Source organism: Streptomyces sp. NBC_00525 (genome assembly GCF_036346595.1).
GTDB lineage: Bacteria > Actinomycetota > Actinomycetes > Streptomycetales > Streptomycetaceae > Streptomyces.
In genome coordinates, this window is record NZ_CP107835.1 from 242,190 (window position 1) to 260,726 (window position 18,537).

Annotated in this window: 23 protein-coding genes; 13 read left to right on the forward strand and 10 right to left on the reverse strand. The window is 69.8% G+C overall.

The annotated features are described in order from the left end of the window. Positions 1-43: 43 nt before the first annotated feature. The 3 genes from OG710_RS30945 to OG710_RS30955 form a co-directional block, all read right to left on the reverse strand. Positions 44-457, reverse strand: a complete 414-nt coding sequence (locus OG710_RS30945; RefSeq protein ID WP_330242584.1) for a VOC family protein — start codon at positions 455-457, stop codon at positions 44-46. Positions 458-682: 225 nt separating this feature from the next. Continuing rightward, positions 683-1,093, reverse strand: a complete 411-nt coding sequence (locus OG710_RS30950; RefSeq protein ID WP_111339897.1) for a VOC family protein — start codon at positions 1,091-1,093, stop codon at positions 683-685. 128 nt (positions 1,094-1,221) lie between these two features. After that, positions 1,222-1,683: a carboxymuconolactone decarboxylase family protein gene (locus OG710_RS30955; RefSeq protein WP_239222896.1), complete on the reverse strand. Its 462-nt coding sequence runs from the start codon at positions 1,681-1,683 to the stop codon at positions 1,222-1,224. A gap of 542 nt (positions 1,684-2,225) precedes the next feature. Between OG710_RS30955 and OG710_RS30960 the strand changes: the two genes are divergently transcribed. Then, complete coding sequence (locus tag OG710_RS30960) at positions 2,226-4,295, forward strand: MMPL family transporter (RefSeq protein WP_330242585.1); 2,070 nt, start codon at positions 2,226-2,228, stop codon at positions 4,293-4,295. 108 nt (positions 4,296-4,403) lie between these two features. On the opposite strand, the gene OG710_RS30965 is transcribed toward OG710_RS30960, so the two are convergent. Further along, entirely contained in the window at positions 4,404-4,934 is a 531-nt protein-coding gene (locus OG710_RS30965) for a hypothetical protein (RefSeq protein ID WP_330242586.1), read from the reverse strand. Positions 4,935-5,113: 179 nt separating this feature from the next. On the opposite strand from OG710_RS30965, the gene OG710_RS30970 reads away from it, so the two are divergent. Both OG710_RS30970 and OG710_RS30975 read left to right on the forward strand, forming a co-directional pair. Beyond that, on the forward strand, positions 5,114-5,659 hold the full coding sequence (locus tag OG710_RS30970; RefSeq protein WP_330242587.1) for a hypothetical protein: 546 nt from the start codon (positions 5,114-5,116) through the stop codon (positions 5,657-5,659). After that, positions 5,656-5,871 (forward strand): e9imm peptide, encoded by a 216-nt coding sequence (locus OG710_RS30975; RefSeq protein ID WP_330242588.1) that lies wholly within the window; start codon positions 5,656-5,658, stop codon positions 5,869-5,871. Before OG710_RS30970 ends, OG710_RS30975 begins: the two co-directional genes overlap by 4 nt. 19 nt (positions 5,872-5,890) lie before the next feature. On the opposite strand, the gene OG710_RS30980 is transcribed toward OG710_RS30975, so the two are convergent. Continuing rightward, complete coding sequence (locus OG710_RS30980; RefSeq protein ID WP_330242589.1) at positions 5,891-6,550, reverse strand: TetR family transcriptional regulator; 660 nt, start codon at positions 6,548-6,550, stop codon at positions 5,891-5,893. Positions 6,551-6,725: 175 nt separating this feature from the next. On the opposite strand from OG710_RS30980, the gene OG710_RS30985 reads away from it, so the two are divergent. The 4 genes from OG710_RS30985 to OG710_RS31000 all read left to right on the forward strand — a co-directional run bounded on the left by OG710_RS30985 (position 6,726) and on the right by OG710_RS31000 (position 9,188). After that, a complete protein-coding gene (locus OG710_RS30985; protein WP_330242590.1) occupies positions 6,726-7,529 on the forward strand; it encodes an SDR family NAD(P)-dependent oxidoreductase in 804 nt (267 codons plus the stop codon). Between the two features lie 37 nt (positions 7,530-7,566). After that, positions 7,567-8,346 carry a glucose 1-dehydrogenase gene (locus OG710_RS30990; protein WP_330242591.1) on the forward strand — a complete coding sequence of 260 codons (780 nt, stop codon included), beginning with the start codon at positions 7,567-7,569 and terminating at the stop codon, positions 8,344-8,346. 99 nt (positions 8,347-8,445) lie between these two features. Then, positions 8,446-8,574, forward strand: coding sequence for a hypothetical protein (locus OG710_RS30995; RefSeq protein WP_330242592.1), 129 nt, complete (start codon positions 8,446-8,448; stop codon positions 8,572-8,574). 98 nt (positions 8,575-8,672) lie between these two features. Next, positions 8,673-9,188, forward strand: a complete 516-nt coding sequence (locus tag OG710_RS31000; protein ID WP_330242593.1) for a GNAT family N-acetyltransferase — start codon at positions 8,673-8,675, stop codon at positions 9,186-9,188. 106 nt (positions 9,189-9,294) lie between these two features. Here the strand turns inward: OG710_RS31000 and OG710_RS31005 are convergent, their stop codons facing one another. Beyond that, entirely contained in the window at positions 9,295-10,020 is a 726-nt protein-coding gene (locus tag OG710_RS31005; RefSeq protein WP_330242594.1) for a peptidylprolyl isomerase, read from the reverse strand. Between the two features lie 360 nt (positions 10,021-10,380). Between OG710_RS31005 and OG710_RS31010 the strand changes: the two genes are divergently transcribed. After that, positions 10,381-11,106, forward strand: coding sequence for a S1 family peptidase (locus OG710_RS31010; RefSeq protein WP_330242595.1), 726 nt, complete (start codon positions 10,381-10,383; stop codon positions 11,104-11,106). A gap of 77 nt (positions 11,107-11,183) precedes the next feature. On the opposite strand, the gene OG710_RS31015 is transcribed toward OG710_RS31010, so the two are convergent. Beyond that, positions 11,184-11,714, reverse strand: coding sequence for an Lrp/AsnC family transcriptional regulator (locus OG710_RS31015; RefSeq protein ID WP_330242596.1), 531 nt, complete (start codon positions 11,712-11,714; stop codon positions 11,184-11,186). A gap of 152 nt (positions 11,715-11,866) precedes the next feature. Between OG710_RS31015 and OG710_RS31020 the strand changes: the two genes are divergently transcribed. Next, on the forward strand, positions 11,867-12,556 hold the full coding sequence (locus tag OG710_RS31020; RefSeq protein WP_111339906.1) for a nitroreductase family protein: 690 nt from the start codon (positions 11,867-11,869) through the stop codon (positions 12,554-12,556). A gap of 66 nt (positions 12,557-12,622) precedes the next feature. Here the strand turns inward: OG710_RS31020 and OG710_RS31025 are convergent, their stop codons facing one another. After that, a complete protein-coding gene (locus OG710_RS31025; protein WP_330242597.1) occupies positions 12,623-14,110 on the reverse strand; it encodes an FG-GAP and VCBS repeat-containing protein in 1,488 nt (495 codons plus the stop codon). A 267-nt stretch (positions 14,111-14,377) separates the two neighbouring features. Here OG710_RS31025 and OG710_RS31030 point away from each other — a divergent pair, with 267 nt between their 5' ends. The 3 genes from OG710_RS31030 (at position 14,378) to OG710_RS31040 (ending at position 16,561) form a co-directional block, all read left to right on the forward strand. Then, entirely contained in the window at positions 14,378-14,869 is a 492-nt protein-coding gene (locus OG710_RS31030; RefSeq protein ID WP_330242598.1) for a hypothetical protein, read from the forward strand. A gap of 159 nt (positions 14,870-15,028) precedes the next feature. After that, positions 15,029-15,700: a maleylpyruvate isomerase family mycothiol-dependent enzyme gene (locus OG710_RS31035; protein WP_330242599.1), complete on the forward strand. Its 672-nt coding sequence runs from the start codon at positions 15,029-15,031 to the stop codon at positions 15,698-15,700. Between the two features lie 444 nt (positions 15,701-16,144). Beyond that, positions 16,145-16,561: an ATP-binding protein gene (locus OG710_RS31040; protein ID WP_443064349.1), complete on the forward strand. Its 417-nt coding sequence runs from the start codon at positions 16,145-16,147 to the stop codon at positions 16,559-16,561. Positions 16,562-16,631: 70 nt separating this feature from the next. On the opposite strand, the gene OG710_RS31045 is transcribed toward OG710_RS31040, so the two are convergent. Together OG710_RS31045 and OG710_RS31050 are read right to left on the reverse strand one after the other, a co-directional pair. Continuing rightward, entirely contained in the window at positions 16,632-16,838 is a 207-nt protein-coding gene (locus OG710_RS31045) for a hypothetical protein (RefSeq protein ID WP_330242600.1), read from the reverse strand. A 90-nt stretch (positions 16,839-16,928) separates the two neighbouring features. Next, a complete protein-coding gene (locus OG710_RS31050; protein ID WP_330242601.1) occupies positions 16,929-17,051 on the reverse strand; it encodes a hypothetical protein in 123 nt (40 codons plus the stop codon). 215 nt (positions 17,052-17,266) lie between these two features. Between OG710_RS31050 and OG710_RS31055 the strand changes: the two genes are divergently transcribed. Further along, positions 17,267-17,902, forward strand: a complete 636-nt coding sequence (locus tag OG710_RS31055; protein ID WP_330242602.1) for a hypothetical protein — start codon at positions 17,267-17,269, stop codon at positions 17,900-17,902. The last annotated feature ends 635 nt before the right edge of the window (positions 17,903-18,537 follow it).

The following is an 18,537-nucleotide window of genomic DNA, read 5'->3' on the forward strand; positions in this document are numbered from 1 at the left end:
TCCTTCTCCTGGTTGTCCGCCGGGCCGCCCGGATTCGGCCGCGCTACTCGGCGTAGGGCTGGTCCGTTCCCTGGTCGCTGTAGCCGAGGCTCCACACATAGCCGTCCGGGTCGGCGAAGGTGCCGCCGTACCCGCCCCACGGCAGGGCGCCGGCCGGCTTGAGGATCGTGGCGCCGGCCTCGGCGGCCTCCGCCATGACCTCGTCGACCCGCGCTTCGCTGCGGACGACATAGGTCATGACCAGTCCGCTGAAGCCGCTGCCCGCCGGGTCCGTGCCCACCTGCTGGGCCAGGCCCTCACGGCTGTAGAAACCGACCGGCGAGGCACCGTCCGACTCGAAGAACACCGAGACGCCGTAGTCGTTCTGGACCTTCCAGCCCAGCCCCTCGGTGTAGAACTTCTTGGCCCGGTCCATGTCCTGGACGCCGAGAAGGATCGAACTGACGTGTGCCTTCATGTCGTACTCCTTGAGCGGTTGAGATGTACGTGCCCGGCAAGGGGGCGGAGGCCGGGCCGGTGGACGAGCCCCGGCCTTCCGTTCCCTGTCCCGGCAACATCACCGTAGGTCCGTGCGCCGATCGGGGCTTCTTGATTCCTGATCGGTTCCACGGGCCCCCATCTTCCGCACACCGCACCCCGACAGGGGCGCGCCGCCACGCCGATCCGCGTACGAGCCCCCCGCTCAGGGGACCTGCTGGATGCGGACCAGATTGCCCGCCGGGTCGCGGAAGGCGCAGTCGCGGATGCCGTACGGCTGCTCGACCGGCTCCTGGACGACCTCGGTGTCCCCGGCCTGCACCTTCTCGAACGTGGCGGCGAGGTCCGGGGTGGCCAGGAGAATCCAGCCGTAGGTGCCCTTGGCCATCATCTCCGTGATCACCCGGCGCTCGTCCTCGGTGACACACGGATCGGTGGCGGGCGGAGTCAGCAGGATCGAGGTCTCCGGCCGGCCGGCCGGACACACGGTGATCCAGCGCGCCAGGCCCTGGCCGACATCGCTCAGGACCTCGAACCCGAGAACGTCACGGTAGAAGGCGAGCGAGGCGTCCGGGTCGTCGTACGGCAGCGCTGTGGTGCGAATGGTGATGTCCATGGCAGGAGACTAGGGCCTGTACGGGGGAGCCCTCCCGGCCGGAGCCGCTCGCTTCCTGCCGTGCCCCGGCCGTGATCCGTGAGGGCCCCCCGCGCCCCGCGCCCCCGCCGGGGAGCGTCCGGGAGCGTTTAGCCCCAGGCGGCGCCGGCGGGCTCCTGAAGGGTGGCGTTCAGCCGGTTGAAGAAGTTCGTCGTCGCGATCATGAGGAGGATCGCGGCGAGCTGCTCCTCCGAGAAGTGGTCGGCGGCCTCGTCCCAGATCTCGTCCGACACGGCCTGCCCGCTGTGGTCGGCCAGCCGGGTGACGGCCTCCGTCAGCGCCAGCGCCGCGCGCTCGGAGTCGGTGAAGAACGGCGCCTCGCGCCAGGCGGCGACGGAGTGCAGACGCTCATCGGTCTCCCCGGCCTTCTTGGCGCCCGTCACACCGGCGTGGACACAGGCGCTGCAGCCGTTGATCTGGCTCGCCCGGAGGTGAACCAGGTCCAGCGTGTGCTTTTCCACCCCGCCCTGGTGAATGGCCTTGTAGAGGTTCTGAATACCGCTCATCGCGTCCGGCAGAACCTTGGCGGGGTTCGTCATACGAGCCTTCATCACATCTCCCTCAGCGGTTCTCTTCATTCTTCCGTGCCTCACCAGACTGACGGATTCCGCCCCGCGCGGGGGACCGGAGAACAAGGGAAGTGTTCCCGCAGAAGGCACCCCCAACGCGCTGAACAGGAATGATGCCGGAGACTCCGGCGCGCCTGCGGCACCGCTCAAGCGAAACTCATGTGCGTCTGTGTCATAACTCCAGGGAATCTCATGCACCGCCGGGAGACCGTACAACCGACGAAAGAAACCGGCCGCGCAAGCGAATCCGGCCGGAAAGGACCACTACCCGGCGACGGAATACGAGATCAAGCCGGCTCAAGGGACACTCCACCGGGACTCCACCCCGTTGGTGAACAACTTGTACGCCCAGTCCCGATTCCGTACGAGCCCCCGCTCCACGGCTCCTGACACTCAGTGAGCGTCACATGACGACCCAGACCACGGCACCATCCCCCACAGAAACGGTTCCACCGCCCGTTCCCCCACCCACCGTTACGAATCGATACGCTGCCTTCGTAGCCGGCCGGCGCTCCAAGTGGGTCGTGCTCGTACTGTGGCTCCTGCTCATGGGCGTCGGTGGCTCGCTGGCCGCCGGCCTCGCGGACGTGCAGGACAACGACCCCGAGGCATGGCTGCCGTCGAGCGCCCAGTCGACCAAGGCGGTACAGCTCGCGGAGGAGTACTTCGCGGACAAGGACACCAGCACCGCGGTCATCGTCTACGCCCGCGAGGGCGGTCTCACCCCGGCGGACCTGTCCCGGATCGACGGCGACCGCACCCGGCTCGCCGACCAGGTGGCCGTCGGCGACGTCACGCCCGCCGTGGTCTCCGACGACAAGGTCGCGGCCTTCGTGAGCGTTCCGCTGCGCACCTCGCCCAGCGACAACGCGGTCCTCACCGACAAGGTCAAGGAAGCCGGCGAGATCACCGCCGACGGCATCCCCGCCGGCCTCGACGTCAAGATCACCGGTGAGGCCGGAAGCATCACGGACTTCGCCGACGTCTACTCCGGCATGGACGGCGCCCTGCTGGGCATCGCGCTCGCCGTGGCGGCGGTCCTGCTCCTCCTGACCTACCGCAGCCCGGTGCTGTGGCTGATCCCGCTGATCACCGTCGGGCTGGCCAGCCAGGTGGCGAGCGGCGTGGTCTACCTCCTCGCCAAGCACGCCGGCCTGATGGTCAACGGCCAGAGCGCCTACGTGCTGATGGTGCTCTCGGTCGGCGTCGGCACCGACTACGCCCTGCTGCTCGTCTCCCGCTACCGCGAGGAGCTGCACCGGCACGAGGACCGCCACACGGCGATGGCACTGGCCGTGCACGGCTCGCTGCCGGCCCTGGCCGCCTCCGCCGCGACGGTGACGATCGCCTCGCTGTGCCTGGTGTTCGGCAGCATGAACAGCACCCAGGGTCTGGGACCGGTCGTCGCCATCGGCGTGGTCCTGGTGTTCTTCGCCATGACCTCGCTGCTGCCGGCGCTGCTGGTGATCCTGGGCCGCTGGGTCTTCTGGCCCGCCAAGCCGCGCGTCACCGCCGGATACGACCCGAACTCGGGCCAGGAGCACGGCACCTGGGCGAAGATCGCCGCCGTCGTGGGCCGTCGCCCGCGCATGGTGTGGGTCGGCACCGCGCTGGTGCTGGGCGTCATGGCGCTGGGCATCACCGGCGTACAGACCGGCCAGACCCAGGCGGAGCAGTTCACCGGCAAGGTCGACTCGGTCACCGGCCAGCAGGTCCTGGCCGAGCACTTCCCCGCGGGCTCGTCCGCCCCTGCGGACGTCTACGTCCAGGACGCCGGGGCCGCGACCGCGAAGGCCGTCGTCGCCAAGGTGCCCGGCGTGGTCTCCGTCGACACCCAGGTGGCCAAGGGCGGCTGGACGCATCTGGCGGCGGTGCTCCGCGACGCCCCGGACTCCGCGGCGGCCAAGGACACCATCCAGGACATCAGGACGGCCCTGTCCGACTCGTCCGGCCCGGCGGCCGACGCCGTCGTCGGCGGCCAGAGCGCCGTGGCGCTCGACGTCTCCGAGGCGCAGGGCGACGAAGAGGCGCTGCTGATCCCGCTCATCCTCGCGGTGGTGCTGGTGATGCTCCTGATCCTGCTGCGGGCGGCCATCGCGTCCGCGGTGCTGCTCGCGTCCGTGGTGCTGTCGTTCGGGGCGGCCGTCGGTACGGCGTCCCTGCTGTTCCACGCACTCGACCACGGGAAGATCGACCGCGGCCTGGTGCTGTTCGGCTTCATCTTCCTGGTGGCGCTGGGCGTCGACTACACCATCTTCCTGATGACACGCGCGAAGGAGGAGGTGCGCCTGCGCGGGCACCGCGACGGCATCCTCACCGCGGTGACGGTGACCGGCGGTGTCATCACGTCGGCGGGCGTGATCCTGGCCGCCACGTTCTGCGTCCTCGCGGCGATCCCCACGGTGAGCGCACTGCAGCAGGGTCTGCTGGTGGCGGTCGGCATCCTCCTCGACACGTTCCTGGTACGCAGCCTGCTGGTCCCCGCCCTCGCCCTGGACCTGGGCCCCCGCTTCTGGCGACCGGGCCTGACGCAGGAACAGACGCAGCCGCGCAACCCCGTCAAGAGCCGGACCGAGGAACCGTCCACCGTCTGACCCGACCGGCGGACGACCGGCACGCACGACCCGCACGACCGGGCGCCCGGACAGCGACAAGCTGTCCGGGCGCCCGGCATTTATTACGCCGTAATAATCCGCGCCCGGCTACCTTCCGGCCGCCCGCCGCCTGCGGTTGTACGAGACGGTCACGGCCGCGAGCAGCGGCCCCCAGGCGATCAGCGGCAGATAGAGCAGGCCCACGACGAGCCTGCCCCCTGCGGTCAGATCGTCGTGCGGGAGCGACCACCAGGCGAGCAGCGGCGTCCACAGCACCGTCAGGGCGAGGGCCCCGAGGCCGGCGGGGACCACGACCGCGAGGCGAGGGAGCGTACGCCCGCCGAGCACCGGCACCCAGCGGGGAAGCACCTCGCCCCAGGGCCGTACGAGACCGAGGGCGAGCAGCGCGACCACCTCGCTGACCACGCTGAGACCGATGAGGTACACCGTGCCCCCGCCGGTGAAGTCCATCGCCGCGTAGCCCTCCGCGGTGTAGCCGGCCGAATGCCCTGTCGCCAGGAGAAGGCGCCAGACGCCGGTCGGCAGGGCGACGAGTGCGCACAGGTGGGCGGCCCGGACCGCCCAGCGGGGCACGGACGGAACGACGGCGACGGCCTGACGAGGAGTCATGCGCACCATCCTCCGGGCCGGTTCGCCCCCCGTCGTCGACTCCGGGAACGAGCTGCCGCCCGCCCCGGCACGAGATTCCGCCCCCCGGCCTCCGCCGTACGGCGGAGCCCCTTCTCACCCCGGACCCCGGACACCCGGTTCCGTCCCCGAGGGGTCCACGCGACCGCTTCTGTGCTACATATCTGGACATGAACACGTCTGGCAGAGCCGGGAGTTCGAGTTCCGTCCACGAGTGGATCAACTCACTGGGCGTGCTGCTCGCGGTGGGGCTCTCCGTATTCGCCCTGTACCGCGACTACACGCAGCAGGCCGAGGACGAAGTGCGCGAGGCGATGAAGGTCAACGTGTTCTGGACGGGCCCCGCCACCGCCCCGACCGGCCTGCTGGTCGAGAACCAGCAGGACACCCGCATCATGGGTGTGACGGTCCGTCTGGAAGTGGGCGACGAGACCGTCCAGCGGGTCCAGTTCGACGAGGTCCACTCCTGCCGGCTCGACTGGTTCACCTTCGGCACCCACCAGCCCGAGGTCCGCGCGGACGCCGTGCTCGTCCTCCAGTTCCGCGACGCCTCGGGCAACTGGTGGCAGATGAAGCCCGGCTCGGTCCTGGACCGGATAGACGCGGGCAAGGCCGGCCGCCCCGGCGGAGACGACCTGGTCACCACCTGGAAACTCCAGCGCAAAACGGACCCCTCCAGCGACTGCGGCCAAGGATTGTCCGGCGGTCACCGATGACGCGCGAGACGGCGATCACCCTGGTGCAGAGGGTCATCGACATCGAGTACGACGAGGACGAGACAGCCCGGGTGCTGAACCGACTCGACCGAGCTCTCGCCTGCCCGGCCGGCTACGTCTCCGACCTGATCTTCTGGCCCGAGGACGGAAAGGAGCCGACGGCCGCGAAGGTGGTCGACCAGGCCCTGGCGTACCAGCCGTTCGCGCTGTGAACCGCCCCGGCCGCCCCGATCAGTGCCGCCGGTCGGTGCCGTCCTCGTCCCGCGCCGTGACCAGGCCGCCCAGGAGGTGCCGCAGGCAGCGCACCGCCAGGTCGGCGGGGGAGCCGGGCCCCTCGGTCGCCGCCTCGGTGGCGGACCAGACCTCCAGGGCGATCCGGATGGCGTCGGTGGCCGCCGCCGCGACCAGGCGTACGTCCAGCGGGTCGCGGCGGCCGTCCGTCAGCCGGGCGATGACCGGGACGAGCAACTCCTCCGACTCCTGATTCACGCGGTACCAGACGGCGCGCAGGGCGGGATCGTCCGCCGCGGCGCGCAGCAGCCCACGGGTGCGCAGGAGCGCCTCCGTGGCCCGGCGGTCCGGTGTGGCCAGCGACCGTTCGACCGCGTCGCGCAGCGCCGGCCCCAGCGCGGTGCCCGGCGGCGTCTCGGCCAGCAGCGCGCGCCACTGGTCGGCGCCGACCGTGAGCAGCGGGCCGACGGCGTCCTGCTTGGAGCGGAAGTACCGGTAGAAGGTCCGCAGCGCGACCCCCGCCCGCCGGGCGATCTCCTCCGCCGTCGTGGCCTCCGGGCCCCGGGTGGCGAAGAGCTCGGCCGCGGCGTGCGCGATGTCGAGCTGCGTGGCGGCCTTGCGACGTTCGGTCAGCGACGGGGGCGATGGCTCGGTACTCACCCCAGAAGCGTACGGCCTGCGACCACCCGGAGGCACGTCGTGACAAGATGGCAAAACGTGTCACCTAGGCGTACGGTGAAGTGGAAGGCAAGGGCGCCGGCGGGCAGGACAGGCCGCGACGGGCGCCGGAAGGGGCCTGACCGACGACGTCGCCGGGCCGAGTAGGAGAGCGCACATGACCCACAAGAACCACTCCCTCCGTTACGACGGCCGTCGCGCCCTGGTCACCGGAGGTGGCTCGGGCATCGGCCAGGCCACCGTGCTGCGCCTGCTCGCGGAGGGCGGCACCGTTGTCGCGGCGGACGTCAGCGAGCCGGGCCTGAAGGACACCCTGGACAAGGCCGGCGCCCACGCGGACCGGCTCACCACCCTGGTCGTCGACATCGCGGACGAGACCTCGGTGCGCGAGGGCGTCCGGGCCGCGACCGACGCGCTCGGCGGGCTGGACGTCCTCGTCAACGCGGCCGGCATCCTGCGCTCCTCGCACACCGAGAAGACCGGCCTCGCGGACTTCACCCGCGTCCTGACCGTGAACCTCGTCGGCACGTTCGTGGTGATCCGCGAGGCGATCCCGGCGCTCCTGGAGGGCGAGGACGCGGCCGTCGTCAACTTCAGCTCGACCTCCGCCGTTTTCGCGCACCCCTACATGGCCGCCTACGCCGCGAGCAAGGGCGGCATCCAGTCCATGACCCACGCGCTGGCCTCCGAGTACGCGAGCCGCGGCATCCGCTTCACCGCCGTGCAGCCCGGCTCCATCTCCTCCGGCATGACGGACGGCAGCGGGGCCAGCGGACAGAGCGTCGGCCCGGGTCTGCCCGAGGACGCCGACATGAGCCTGTTCGCGAAGCTCTCCCCGGCGCTCGGCCAGGGATTCGCCGGCCCGGAGACGGTGGCGTCGGTCGTCGCGATGCTGGCGTCGGAGGACGGCCGGTTCATCACCGGCACCGAGGTACGCGTCGACGGCGGCACCCACTTCTGATCCCCGCCACCCCACCGGCCCCTGGAAGGAGCACATCATGCACGAGTCCCCCCACCACGACCTGACCGGCAAGAACCTGATCATCACCGGAGGCGCCCGGGGCCTGGGCGCGGAGGCGGCCCGGCAGGCGGTGGCCGCCGGCGCCCACGTCCTGATCACCGACGTCCTGGACGAGGACGGCGAGCGCACGGCCCGCGAACTCGGCGACCGCGCCCGCTTCCTGCACCACGACGTGACCTCGCAGGAGGACTGGCGGCAGGTCGCCGACTTCGCCGTCACCGAGTTCGGGGCGCTGCACGGCCTGGTGAACAACGCCGGCATCTCGACCGGCAGCCTGCTGGAGTCGGAGTCCGTCGAGCACTTCCGCAAGGTGCTCGACATCAACCTCACGGGCGTCTTCATCGGCATGAAGACCGTGATCCCCGCGCTGAAGGAGGCCGGCGGCGGATCGATCGTCAACATCTCGTCCGCGGCCGGCCTGATGGGCCTCGCCCTCACGGCCGGCTACGGCGCCTCCAAGTGGGGCGTCCGCGGGCTCACCAAGATCGGCGCCGTGGAACTGGGCACCGCCCGTATCCGCGTGAACTCCGTGCACCCGGGAATGACGTACACCCCGATGACCGCGAGCACCGGCATCGAGCGCGGCGAGGGCAAGTACCCCAACACACCGATGGGCCGGGTCGGCGAGGCCGACGAGATCGCGGGCGCGGTCGTCTTCCTGCTCTCGGACGCCGCGTCCTACGTCACCGGAGCCGAACTCGCGGTGGACGGCGGCTGGACCACGGGCCCGACCATCGCATACGTCATGGGCCAGTAAACACACACGACGAACGAGCTGCCCAACGCTTTCGCTCACCTCGGCACAGATGACGTGGGACCGTGGCGGCGCGGCATCCGGCAAGGGGGAGGGCACGGCGTGAGCAGGGAGCACACCGGGATCAACCGCTTCGGGTTCGCGCAGTACGACGACATGGCCGGCATCGCCCGGGAGACGGACCTGCCGGCCATGGCGGAGACGCTGCGCCAGATCGTGGAACTGGTCTGACCACCCTTCTACGAAGCCTCCCACGCTGAACCGTGTGGGGGCATGCCCAACCGATAAAGCAGTTCGTTCCCCGGAGCCCGCACCACTACCGTGGCGCGATGGTGCACGTACGGGAGATGGCCGCGGCTGACATCGAGGCCGTATCGACGATCAGAGTCCGAGGATGGCAGGCGGCATACGCCGGCGTGGTTCCCCGGACGTATCTGGACGCCATGACGGTGGCAGACGACGCCGGTCAACGGCGGCAATGGTTCTCTCAACCCGGACGAGAGTCCACAGACCTGGTGGCGCTCGGTGACCGTGGCCCGGTCGGGTGGATCTGCTTCGGGCCGTATCGAGGTGAGACGCCCGGCCCGGAACGGGTCGGCGAGGTCTACGCCCTGTACATCGCGCCGGACCTGATCGGCCGGGGCATCGGCCGGACTCTCCTGGGCGAGGCCCATGCCCGGCTGAAGGCCCAGGCCTTCGAGGCATCGGCTCTGTGGGTTCTGCGTGACAACCAGCGCGCCCGGCGCTTCTACGAGCAGGCCGGCTATCGGGCTGACGGTGCGACTCAGGACGATACCTGTGACGGGGCCACGCTCACCGAGCTCCGCTACCACCGCACGCTCTGACAGGCACGCTCTGACAGGAACCAAGGGCTGTCCCGTGACTACAGGTCACAGGACAGCCCTCGGCACTACGCCATACCGGCCCAGCGGTGACGCGGAGCACGGTTCGTCAGAACCACCAGGAAGGCCGGACCTTGCGCAGTTCGGTCCTCAGCACGGGCGTGCCGTCGACGGGCGCCGGGTCCTGCGCGGTCGGCTCGATCCCACCGGCGGCGATCTTGTCGAGCGTCTTCAGACCGGCGGCGCCGACCGTACCGAACACCGTGTAGTCCGGCCGCAGCACGGAGTCACCGTAGACGACGAAGAACTGCGAACCGTTCGTGTTCGGCCCGGCGTTGGCCATCGCCAGCAAGCCGCGCTCGTAGACGCGACGCGTACCGGTCGGATCAGTGGGTGCCGGCGGCAGGTCCACCGGCAGTTCGTCCTTGTACGCGTACCCCGGCCCGCCCTCACCGGTGCCGGTCGGGTCGCCGCACTGCAGGACCTTCAGCGTCGGATACGCCGTCAGCCGATGGCACACCGTACGGTCGTAGAACCGGTGCCGCGCCAGGTGCACGAAGCTCTGGACCGTGCATGGGGCCTTCGCCCGGTCCAGACGCAGGGGAAGCGGCCCCTGGCTGGTCGGGACGGCCACATCGACCGTGCCGTGACTGGGGGTGTGCCGCGGGTCGCGCGGCAGGGGAACGCGCCGCGCCGCCGGGTCGTCCGGTGTCTGGGCGTACTGGCAAGGACCGTGCGTGGTCCGCGGCGGGCCATCGGAAGCGGAAGCGGTGGCGCCGCCCCCGGACACGACCAGCGTTAACGCCGCCAGCGTGGTCATGAGACCTCGGTTCATCCTGCACACCCTCCAGAAGATCGTCAGGTTTCGGAGCGGTCGCAGTCTAAGGCGCGACCCCTCGGGCGAGTACCCGTCCGCAAGCCACATTCCCCTCCTCCGCGATCGGAGCGGAGCGGTGGGCGGCGGGCGGCGCCGGGGGCGGGGGCGCGAGAGGTCATAACACCGGCGTTATGGCCAGATGTGAGTAGGCGGCCCGGTCGCGCCTCGGCGAGGATAGGTCATGTCCATGTCGAACACCCGGCCGTGACTCGTTGCCCCAACTGCCGTCATGGCGCCGGGTGTTCGCCATGCACACGGCCGCAGGCCGTCCCCCCACCCTCACACGTTCGCAGAACGTGTCTTCAGGATCGAGGAATCTTGCGCCTCTCCAGACTCGCGTCCGTACTCGCCGCCGCGGTGATCACCGTCTTCGCCCTGCTCTCCCCGCCGGCCGCCGCCGATTCCCCGGTGACGGCCCCGGCGATCACCAAGGGTCCGCAGCCCATCATCGGTGGCGGATACGCGGGCAACGCCCCCTGGGCCGCCCGGCTGTACTCCAACGGCCAGGAAACCTGTTCGTCCACCATCATCGCCCCCACCTGGATTCTCACCGCCAAGCACTGCGTCAGCGGCGGCGGACTCGCCTTCCGCATAGGCAGCCTGGACCAGTACAGCGGCGGAACCGTCGCCAACGGCGTCCAGACCTACACCCACGGCGCGGACCTGGCCCTCGTCCGTCTCGACCGGTCGGTGTCGGCCTCGTACGCCCCCCTCGGGCAGCCGGGCACCGTGCGGGTCGGTCAGAGCGTGCAGGTGTACGGCTGGGGCGCCACCTCCCGGTGCGGCTCGGAGATCAACTGCCAGTCCCGCTACCTGAAGGTCGCCAACGTCACGGTCACCCGCGGCTGCACGGACGCCTACGGCGGCTCCGCGATCTGCGCGAGCTGGGGCAACGGCATCACCGCGGGCGGCGACTCGGGCGGCCCCATGATGGCGGGCGGCGTCCAGGTCGGCGTAGCCTCCACCAGCGACCGCCAGAGCAGCACGGCCTACACCAACGTGACCGCGTACCGCTCCTGGATCCAGTCGATCGCGGGCGTCTGATCCGGCCCGGAAAGTCATGAGAACCGGCGGCGGGGGCGTGGGACGACCACGCCCCCGCCTGCCGCGTGAGGAGCGCTTCACACCCCGTCGGCAGCGGGACCCCCGAGACCCCCGGAACCCCCGGCACCCGGTGCGGTCCCGGCCACCGCGTCGACCAGGGGCTGGACCCGGTAGGGGATGACCGGGCTCAGCGCGATGACCGTCGCGCTGCGCCGGACCCCCGGCACCTCCAGAACGTGGTCGATCACCCGCTGCACGTGCTGGTTGCTCGTGCCCGCGATCCGGCACCAGATGTCGCCGGAACCCGTCACCACATGTGCCTCCAGGATCTGCGGCACGGCCCGCAGCCGCGCGGCGATGGCCTCGCGGGCGGGCTGGTCCACCTCGAAGGTGGTGAACGCCTGGACCGCGTGACCGAGAGCGGCGACATCCACGTCCGGTCCATAGCCGGTCACCACGCCGGACTCCGTCAGCCGGTCCAGCCGCGCCTGCAACGTGCCCCGGGCGACACCGAGTTGGCGCGCGATCTCCAGCAGGCCCGCGCGCGGGCGCTCACGGAGCATGCACAGCATCCGGCCGTCGAGCCGGTCGAGTCCTCGTCGCGCCACCACACCAGCCGATCTGCCACTCCGGGGACACCCATACGCCCCATCTTTTGTCAGATTAGCAAGGAAACAGCCCAGCTATTGCCTGATCGTCCACCACCGCTCCACTCTGTGGGTCCCGGGGCACGGCCAGGGCCGTGGGCGAGAGGAGAACCATGAGGCAGCACACCCACCCGTTCGTCCCGTACCGGCCCGACCGGTACGACGAGGCCGAGATGGTCCGGCGGGGGGAAGACTTCGTGTCGTTTCTCGACGGCAGGCGCAGTGTGCGGTTCTTCAGCGACGAGCCGGTCCCGCGCGCCTGCATCGACCTCGCAGTCGCGGCCGCGAACACCGCCCCCTCCGGTGCCCACTTCCAGCCGTGGAAGTTCGCCGTGATCGGCGACGCCGAGACCAAGCACCGCATCCGGGTCGCGGCCGAGGAGGAGGAACAGGTCAACTACGAAGGGGGACGCATCCCGCCCGAGTGGCGCGCCGCCCTCGCCCGCCTGGAGACGGACTCCGACAAGAGCTTCCTCGACGTCGTGCCGTGGATCGTCGTCTGCTTCGCCGAGAAGAGCACGGCGATGCCGGACGGTTCCCTGCGCAAGAACTACTACGTCAACGAGAGCGTCGGCATCGCGTGCGGCTTCTTCATCGCCGCCCTGCACGCGATGGGACTGAGCACCCTGACGCACACACCCAACCCGATGGGCTTCCTCACCGAGATCTGCGAACGGCCCGGCAACGAACGGCCCTACATCCTCTTCCCCGTCGGCTACGCCGCAGCCGACTGCGAAGTCCCGGCCCTGGCCCGCAAGCCACTGACAGAGGCGATCGCCGAGAGCCCCCACCAAAAGGACTGACCGGCCGACCGGGGTGGTGCCGGCCCGCGGTCGCGGCCCGGCATCACCCCGCTTCCGGCGGGTACGTCAGCCGATGCTCGGGCCGTTGTCGTTGGACAGGTTCAGGCCGAAGCGGGCCTTGCGCACCGGGGCGCCCAGGTCCACGGGATTGAAGGCGACGGAGCCCGTCGCGGTCAGGCCCGAGGAGACACCCCGCAGCCACCACACCGCACCGCCGTCGGCGACGGCCTCGAGATCCTCGTCGGGGGCACCGGCGATCAGGTCCGCCCTGCCGTCCTTGTTGGTGTCGAGCAGCCGGACCGATCCACCGAAGTGGTCACCGGCCTCAGCCACACCCGGCACCCCGGTCGACGCCTGGTGGAAGGACTTGGAACCGGTACCGCTCAGACCACCGGCTCCGCCCTTCAGCAGCACCACCGCGCCCGCCGCCCTGGTCGTCTTGATGGCCTCGAACGGCACACCCGCGGCCAGGTCGGCGTAACCGTCGCCGTTGACGTCACCCGCGCTCAGCCGCGCGCCGAACTGGTCGCCCTTCTCGCTCACCCCGGGCACGCCCGCGGTGTTCTGGGTGATCGTCTTCGTCCGGGTGGTGCTCAGGCCGGACGCGGAACCGTAGTAGACCTTGATGGTTCCGGAATCGGTGGGCAGGTTCTCCGTATTGCCGTTCGGGACCACCCGCGTGGCGAGGTCGTCCCTGCCGTCCTTGTTGAAGTCACCCACCGCGGTGGCCGCGGCGCTCGGGAGCGGGATCGACTTCGTGGACAGGCCCTTCGGGGTGCCCAGCCACAGCTTGCCGCCCTCGGAGTGGTTCTGGTACGCGAAGAACGTGCACAGGTCGTCGATGCCGTCGCCGTTGAAGTCGCCGGCAGCGGTGTTCGACATGTCGTTGTCGGTATCGGTCATGAAGATCCCCCGCTCGCGGGCGGGCACCCCCTTACGGGTGAACGGGCCGTAGAGCACGTCGCGCTGCCGCCCGCTGTCTCCATTCAGCATCATCAGGTCCGTCGCACCGTCACCGTCGAAATCACCGGCGGTGAGGTTGTCCCCGATCTGGTAGTCGGGCTCAACCGGTATACGGACCGCACCCTTCCCGGTGATGCCACCGGTACTGCCCCACAGCAGAATGACGGAGCCGTTGATGGCGTAACCCTCGCCCACGAACCGTTCACGGGTCACCAGAGCGAGATCGGTCAGCCCGTCGTGGTCGAGGTCCTCAGCGGCCAACCGGTAGCCGAAGCGCTGATTCTTCCCGGATGCTCCCGGCACCCCCGGGGTGTTCTGATCGATGACCGTGGTCCTCGCCGCGCTCAGACCCTTGGCCGATCCATAGCTGACGGCGACATAGCCGGCCGAGGAGTGGCCGGCGACCGTCGCGGCGGGAGCGGCGACGGCAAGATCCTGATAGCCGTCCCCGTTGAAGTCCTCGTGCACGGTCGTTGCCGCCGTGCCACCGGCAGTCCCCGCGGACGTGCCGCCGGGAGCCGCGACGGCCGTGCCGCCCGACAGTGCCGTGGCAGCACAGACAGCTATGGCCAGCGTGGTGCGTATGCCCACAAATTCTCCTTGCTCGCGTACGCGGAGCCAATGGCGTACGAGGTATGGGGCTCGCATGAGAGACCCGTACGAGGGGGAGAAGGTTGCACGGCAAAGGAGTGGGTCGGGGCCATCACCGAGCGGCGACAAGTCGGAAGACGGGGAGGATGACGACCCGGCCTCCGCCTCCTGGCCACGGTGACATGATCGTGAGGTGTTCCTGGTGATCAAGGCGGCGCGACCGGCGGAATCCGCCCACTTGCGGGACGAGAACGGGAGCAGCGACAGATGAGCAGGAACCTGGCCGAGGTGGAGATCGCCCGTACGGTCTGGACGGACCACAGGACGATGGGCGACAGGTCCCGTGAGGTGCCCGGCGCGCTGCGTCGTCTGTTGGCGGCCTCGGACGAGGACGAGGCCATGGCGGCCTACTGGGACCTGGAGAATGTTGTCGTGGTGCAGGGACAACTGCACAGCGCGGCCCTCCCCACCGTCCCCGTTCTCCTCGCGGGACTGCTCGGCGAACTGTCTCCGGACGCCCGCGACCTCGTTCTGGAGCTCCTCCGGCAGATCGTCACGGGTGAGCCGGACAAGGACGAGCGCGCCTTGGGCAACACCGATCTCGGTGACCGGTGCAGGGAAGCCGCCCGCACCGGCCTCTGGCTCGTCTATCGGGAGCTGATAACACGGCGCCGGGACACGGCGGAGGCCATCCTGGACCGCATCGAGGAGGACCGCGCGAGAATCGCCGCGTATCTGAGGAACACCCGAGGCAAGTAGCCGCTGGAAAGCGCCCGGCCGGCGAGCGTCGCCCCCGTACTCGCCGCCTGCCGATGGTCGATTGCCGGAAGAATGAACCCTCGCGGCGATGACTTCGCTCCGGAGCAAGAGTCTCCTTCAGGGCGATGTCGAGCACGTCCATTCCAGGAGGTACCCCTTATGCCTGATCCGGAACTGACAACAGACCGTAGCCGCAGGGCCGAGGCCTGGCCCGTGATCCACGCTGAACGGGCGGCGCTGGCGGCCGATCTCGGAGATCTGACGGTCGAGCAGTGGGCGACGCCCTCGTTGTGCTCCGGTTTGACGGTGCGTGAGGTGCTGGCTCATCTCACCGCCGGTGCGAGCCTGAACACCGTGCGCTGGCTGGCGGGGGTGATCCGCTGCCGGTTCGACTTCGACAAGCAGGTGGCGATGCGGCTGGCCGAGCAACTGGGCGCGGCGCCGGTTGAGACCCTTGAGCGGTTCCGGCATGTGGTCCGGAGCCGGACCAAGCCTCCCTTGCCTGCCATCGCCATGCTGGGCGAGACGATCGTGCACGGAGAAGACATCCGGAGGCCGCTGGGCATCCGTCGTAGCTATCCGGTCGAGGTCGTCACTCAGGTGGCCGAGTACTACCAGGGCTCGGACCTTGTGGTTGTTGCCAAGGGACGTATCGGTGGTCTGAAACTCGTTGCGGCCGACGGCCCTTTCACCACCGGTTCCGGGCTGCTCGTGTCCGGCCCCACTTTGGCCTTGGTGATGGCCATGACCGGACGCGCAACGTACTGCAACGACCTTGAGGGCGACGGTGTGGAACTCCTCCGCAGTCGGTGCGGGACAACACACCGTTAGTTAAGCGGGCATCTTGGTGTCGATGACAAGCTGACCAATGTCCGCCGCGCCGCGCGTGGGACCTACGCTGGCGCTACCTCCCATCTTGTCCAGGAGCAGCGTGCCGCCTGCCTTCGTTCACGGATCACGGAGTACGACCCCGCCGACCGTGACGAGCACGGCAACTACCGGGGCGCGGAGGAGGCGGTCAGCGACCACGGGCCGGTCGAGGCCGCGTTACCTGGAGGCAATCTCCGCGTTCGGGCAAGCTGCGGGCATCAACCGGCTCGAGATCCGTGAGCCCTCCGTCACCGGGCTCGTCCACTTCGGTTCCCAGCCGCACAGCGATACCCGGGGCCGCGTTGAGACGATGCCTCACCTCGCCCTCGTGATGCCCCCTTCGCCGCCCACCGCGTCAGCGCGCACCCGCAGTGCCTGCGGGACGCGCGCAGGTTCACCTCCGACGTGGTCCTGCGCTGGAACTTGGACTCCGTACGCGAGGACGCCGTGCAGATTGCCTTTGAACTTATCGCCAACGCGATGCGCCACGGCCAGCGCCGAACCCCCCTGCCCGACGGCAGCCCACCCGTCGTGTGGCTGGCACTCACCCAGCGCACACACAGCCTGCTCTGCGTGGTCTACGACCCCAGCCGGCGCAGCCCCCGACTCACACCACCGCCGCCCCTGGCCGAGGAAAACCGCGGACTCCCCATCAGCGAAGCGCTCAGCCAGGGATGGGGCTGGAAACCAACCGGCGACACCGGAAAAGCCGTCTGGGCACGCCTGGCCCTGCCACCCGCTCCTGCCCCAAGAACCATCGAGTCCGCCCATGTCCCCGCCCGCTTACGCGGCGGTAGCAACGTGCATGCGCCCAGAAGATGACGGTCTCGCGGATCGGCGGAGGTGGGGGACGTGCCGGGGTCTTTCATCGGTGAAGGCCCGTGTTGCCGGGTCAGATCTGCTGGCGGATCACGTAGAAGCCGAGGCCGATGACGCCGGCGCCGGTGGCGCAGGCGGCACCGCGCAGGGCGTTGTAGAGGAGGGCGGTGCGGCGGCGGGCGATCCAGCCGAGGGCGCGGCGGGCCGTGGAGGGCTTGTGTGCGGGGCGCTGGATTTCCGGGGTCTGGTCCGCAGTGGGGGTGTGGCGGCTAGTGTGCATGGCAGGTGCTCCGTTCTCCGGGGTGCTGGTGTGGTCCGGCGGGGGCTGGGCGGCCTGGAAACCTTCGGCCCCGCGCCGGGCTTCTGTGTTTCAGGGGCGGCCGGCGAGTTCGTGTATGCGGTCGGCCAGCTGGTCGACGTCGGCTTCGAGTCCGCCGGTCAGTACCGCCCGGCCGGCGTCGCGGCAGGCGGAGTCGCTGGTGAAGTGCTCCAAGTGCCTTGAGGAATGCCTGCGGGTTGACTTCGCGGTCCCTGGCCGCGTCCGGGCAGAACAGCGTGGTCACCTGCCGCTTCAAGAATGTCGCCTCGCCCTCGTCGCCGAGCGCCAGGTGGTCGAGGTAGAGGCAGTACGCCGCGCCGCTGGAGCCGGCGCCGGCGGCGAAGCGCCACCAGAAACGGGCGCTTTCGGGGTGGTGGGCGAGGTAGAGCATGCAGGCGAAGACCTGGACGCCCTCGATGTCGACGCTGCTGGACCACGACGCGGGCCATGACGCCGAGCCGGCGCCGGGCACTGGGGTGGCCGCCGGCGGGGAGCGGGCCGGAGGACGGGAGGTGGGCGGTGTCGTGGGCGATACGGCGGAGCCCGGCGCCGACGTCGAAGGCGCGGCGGGGCTCGAGGACGGCGGTGTCGGCGTCGGCGAAGAGCTGTTCCCAGGTGTCGCTCACTGGACGTCCTTCTTGATCGACCACGTGGCGCGGCGGTGGATGGGGGCGAGGCGTTCCTGGGCCTTGCGGATGTGGTGGGTGACCGTGTGTGTGGGGGGGGGAGGGAGAGAGACCCATGTACCAGGCGATCTTCTGGGTGTCGAGACCGCCGACGAAGCACAGGACGACGGCGTCGAACTGACGCGGGGAAAGTTTGGCGAGGGCAGGGTAGAGGCCGATGCCGCTGTCGCGCGCGGCGACTTCCTCGCGGAAGCCGCCGATCAGTTCGTCGATGATGGCGCGGCGCAGGATCAGCCAGGTCTGGGCCTGCAGATCCGGTTCGGCGAGCAGGGTGTCCCAGCGGGTGCGGATCTCTACGTAGGCGCAGTGGACGGCCTTTTCCGCCCGGTCATTGGTTAGCAGGATGTACAGCGCGAAGTCGTGGAACGCTGCCTGGTTGGTGAGGTAGTGGGCCTCGAACTCCAGGGGGAGCTGGAGCGGGGCCTCCTGGGCCACCGGCATGCGGCCGTCCTCACGAACGTCGTCGGTCATGGGGTGCTTGGGTCCTCTTCGTTGAGGTCTGGGGGAACGGGCGGCTCCTGGGCACCGCTTGGGGTCACTCAACCGGACCAATCGGCCGAACACGCATGCACACTCTCACGAATTTCACGCAGTGCGGTCAGGGGGGCGCTCAACGTGATCATCTTGAGGGGATGGCCACCCCTGCCCTGCAGCGATGGTCACTCAAGGGCGCAGCGCACATGCGCTGAGTGATTGAGGTCACATGGGAAAGGCTCTGCCGTATGAGCGATTTCCCGCCTCCTTCGAGTGAACTCCGCCAGCTCCACGCGCACAACTCCCCGAGTTCGCCCCCTCCCCGAGGGGCTCGGCTCCCTGCGATGTGGGTCCGATGCACAACGACCCGACCCTGTTGCTTGCGGGTGCGCACCTCCGGCCGGTCGGAGCTCGGGCTGCTTTCAGTGCCGGTTTGGCCAGATGCCTTTACTCCGGGGCTGGTTGGGGTGGTTTCCGTGCGAGCGGGGCAACAGGTGGGG

Bases quoted from the DNA above. Each gene is read 5' to 3' on its own strand.
- OG710_RS31045 (WP_330242600.1), bottom strand. From the start codon at position 16,838: ATGCACACTAGCCGCCACACCCCCACTGCGGACCAGACCCCGGAAATC.
- OG710_RS31005 (WP_330242594.1), bottom strand. From the start codon at position 10,020: ATGAACCGAGGTCTCATGACCACGCTGGCGGCGTTAACGCTGGTCGTG.
- OG710_RS31055 (WP_330242602.1), top strand. From the start codon at position 17,267: ATGCAGGCGAAGACCTGGACGCCCTCGATGTCGACGCTGCTGGACCAC.
- OG710_RS30955 (WP_239222896.1), bottom strand. From the start codon at position 1,683: ATGAAGGCTCGTATGACGAACCCCGCCAAGGTTCTGCCGGACGCGATG.
- OG710_RS31030 (WP_330242598.1), top strand. From the start codon at position 14,378: ATGAGCAGGAACCTGGCCGAGGTGGAGATCGCCCGTACGGTCTGGACG.
- OG710_RS31000 (WP_330242593.1), top strand. From the start codon at position 8,673: ATGGTGCACGTACGGGAGATGGCCGCGGCTGACATCGAGGCCGTATCG.
- OG710_RS31020 (WP_111339906.1), top strand. From the start codon at position 11,867: ATGAGGCAGCACACCCACCCGTTCGTCCCGTACCGGCCCGACCGGTAC.
- OG710_RS30945 (WP_330242584.1), bottom strand. From the start codon at position 457: ATGAAGGCACACGTCAGTTCGATCCTTCTCGGCGTCCAGGACATGGAC.
- OG710_RS30990 (WP_330242591.1), top strand. From the start codon at position 7,567: ATGCACGAGTCCCCCCACCACGACCTGACCGGCAAGAACCTGATCATC.
- OG710_RS30950 (WP_111339897.1), bottom strand. From the start codon at position 1,093: ATGGACATCACCATTCGCACCACAGCGCTGCCGTACGACGACCCGGAC.
- OG710_RS30970 (WP_330242587.1), top strand. From the start codon at position 5,114: ATGAACACGTCTGGCAGAGCCGGGAGTTCGAGTTCCGTCCACGAGTGG.
- OG710_RS30965 (WP_330242586.1), bottom strand. From the start codon at position 4,934: ATGGTGCGCATGACTCCTCGTCAGGCCGTCGCCGTCGTTCCGTCCGTG.
- OG710_RS31035 (WP_330242599.1), top strand. From the start codon at position 15,029: ATGCCTGATCCGGAACTGACAACAGACCGTAGCCGCAGGGCCGAGGCC.
- OG710_RS30985 (WP_330242590.1), top strand. From the start codon at position 6,726: ATGACCCACAAGAACCACTCCCTCCGTTACGACGGCCGTCGCGCCCTG.
- OG710_RS30975 (WP_330242588.1), top strand. From the start codon at position 5,656: ATGACGCGCGAGACGGCGATCACCCTGGTGCAGAGGGTCATCGACATC.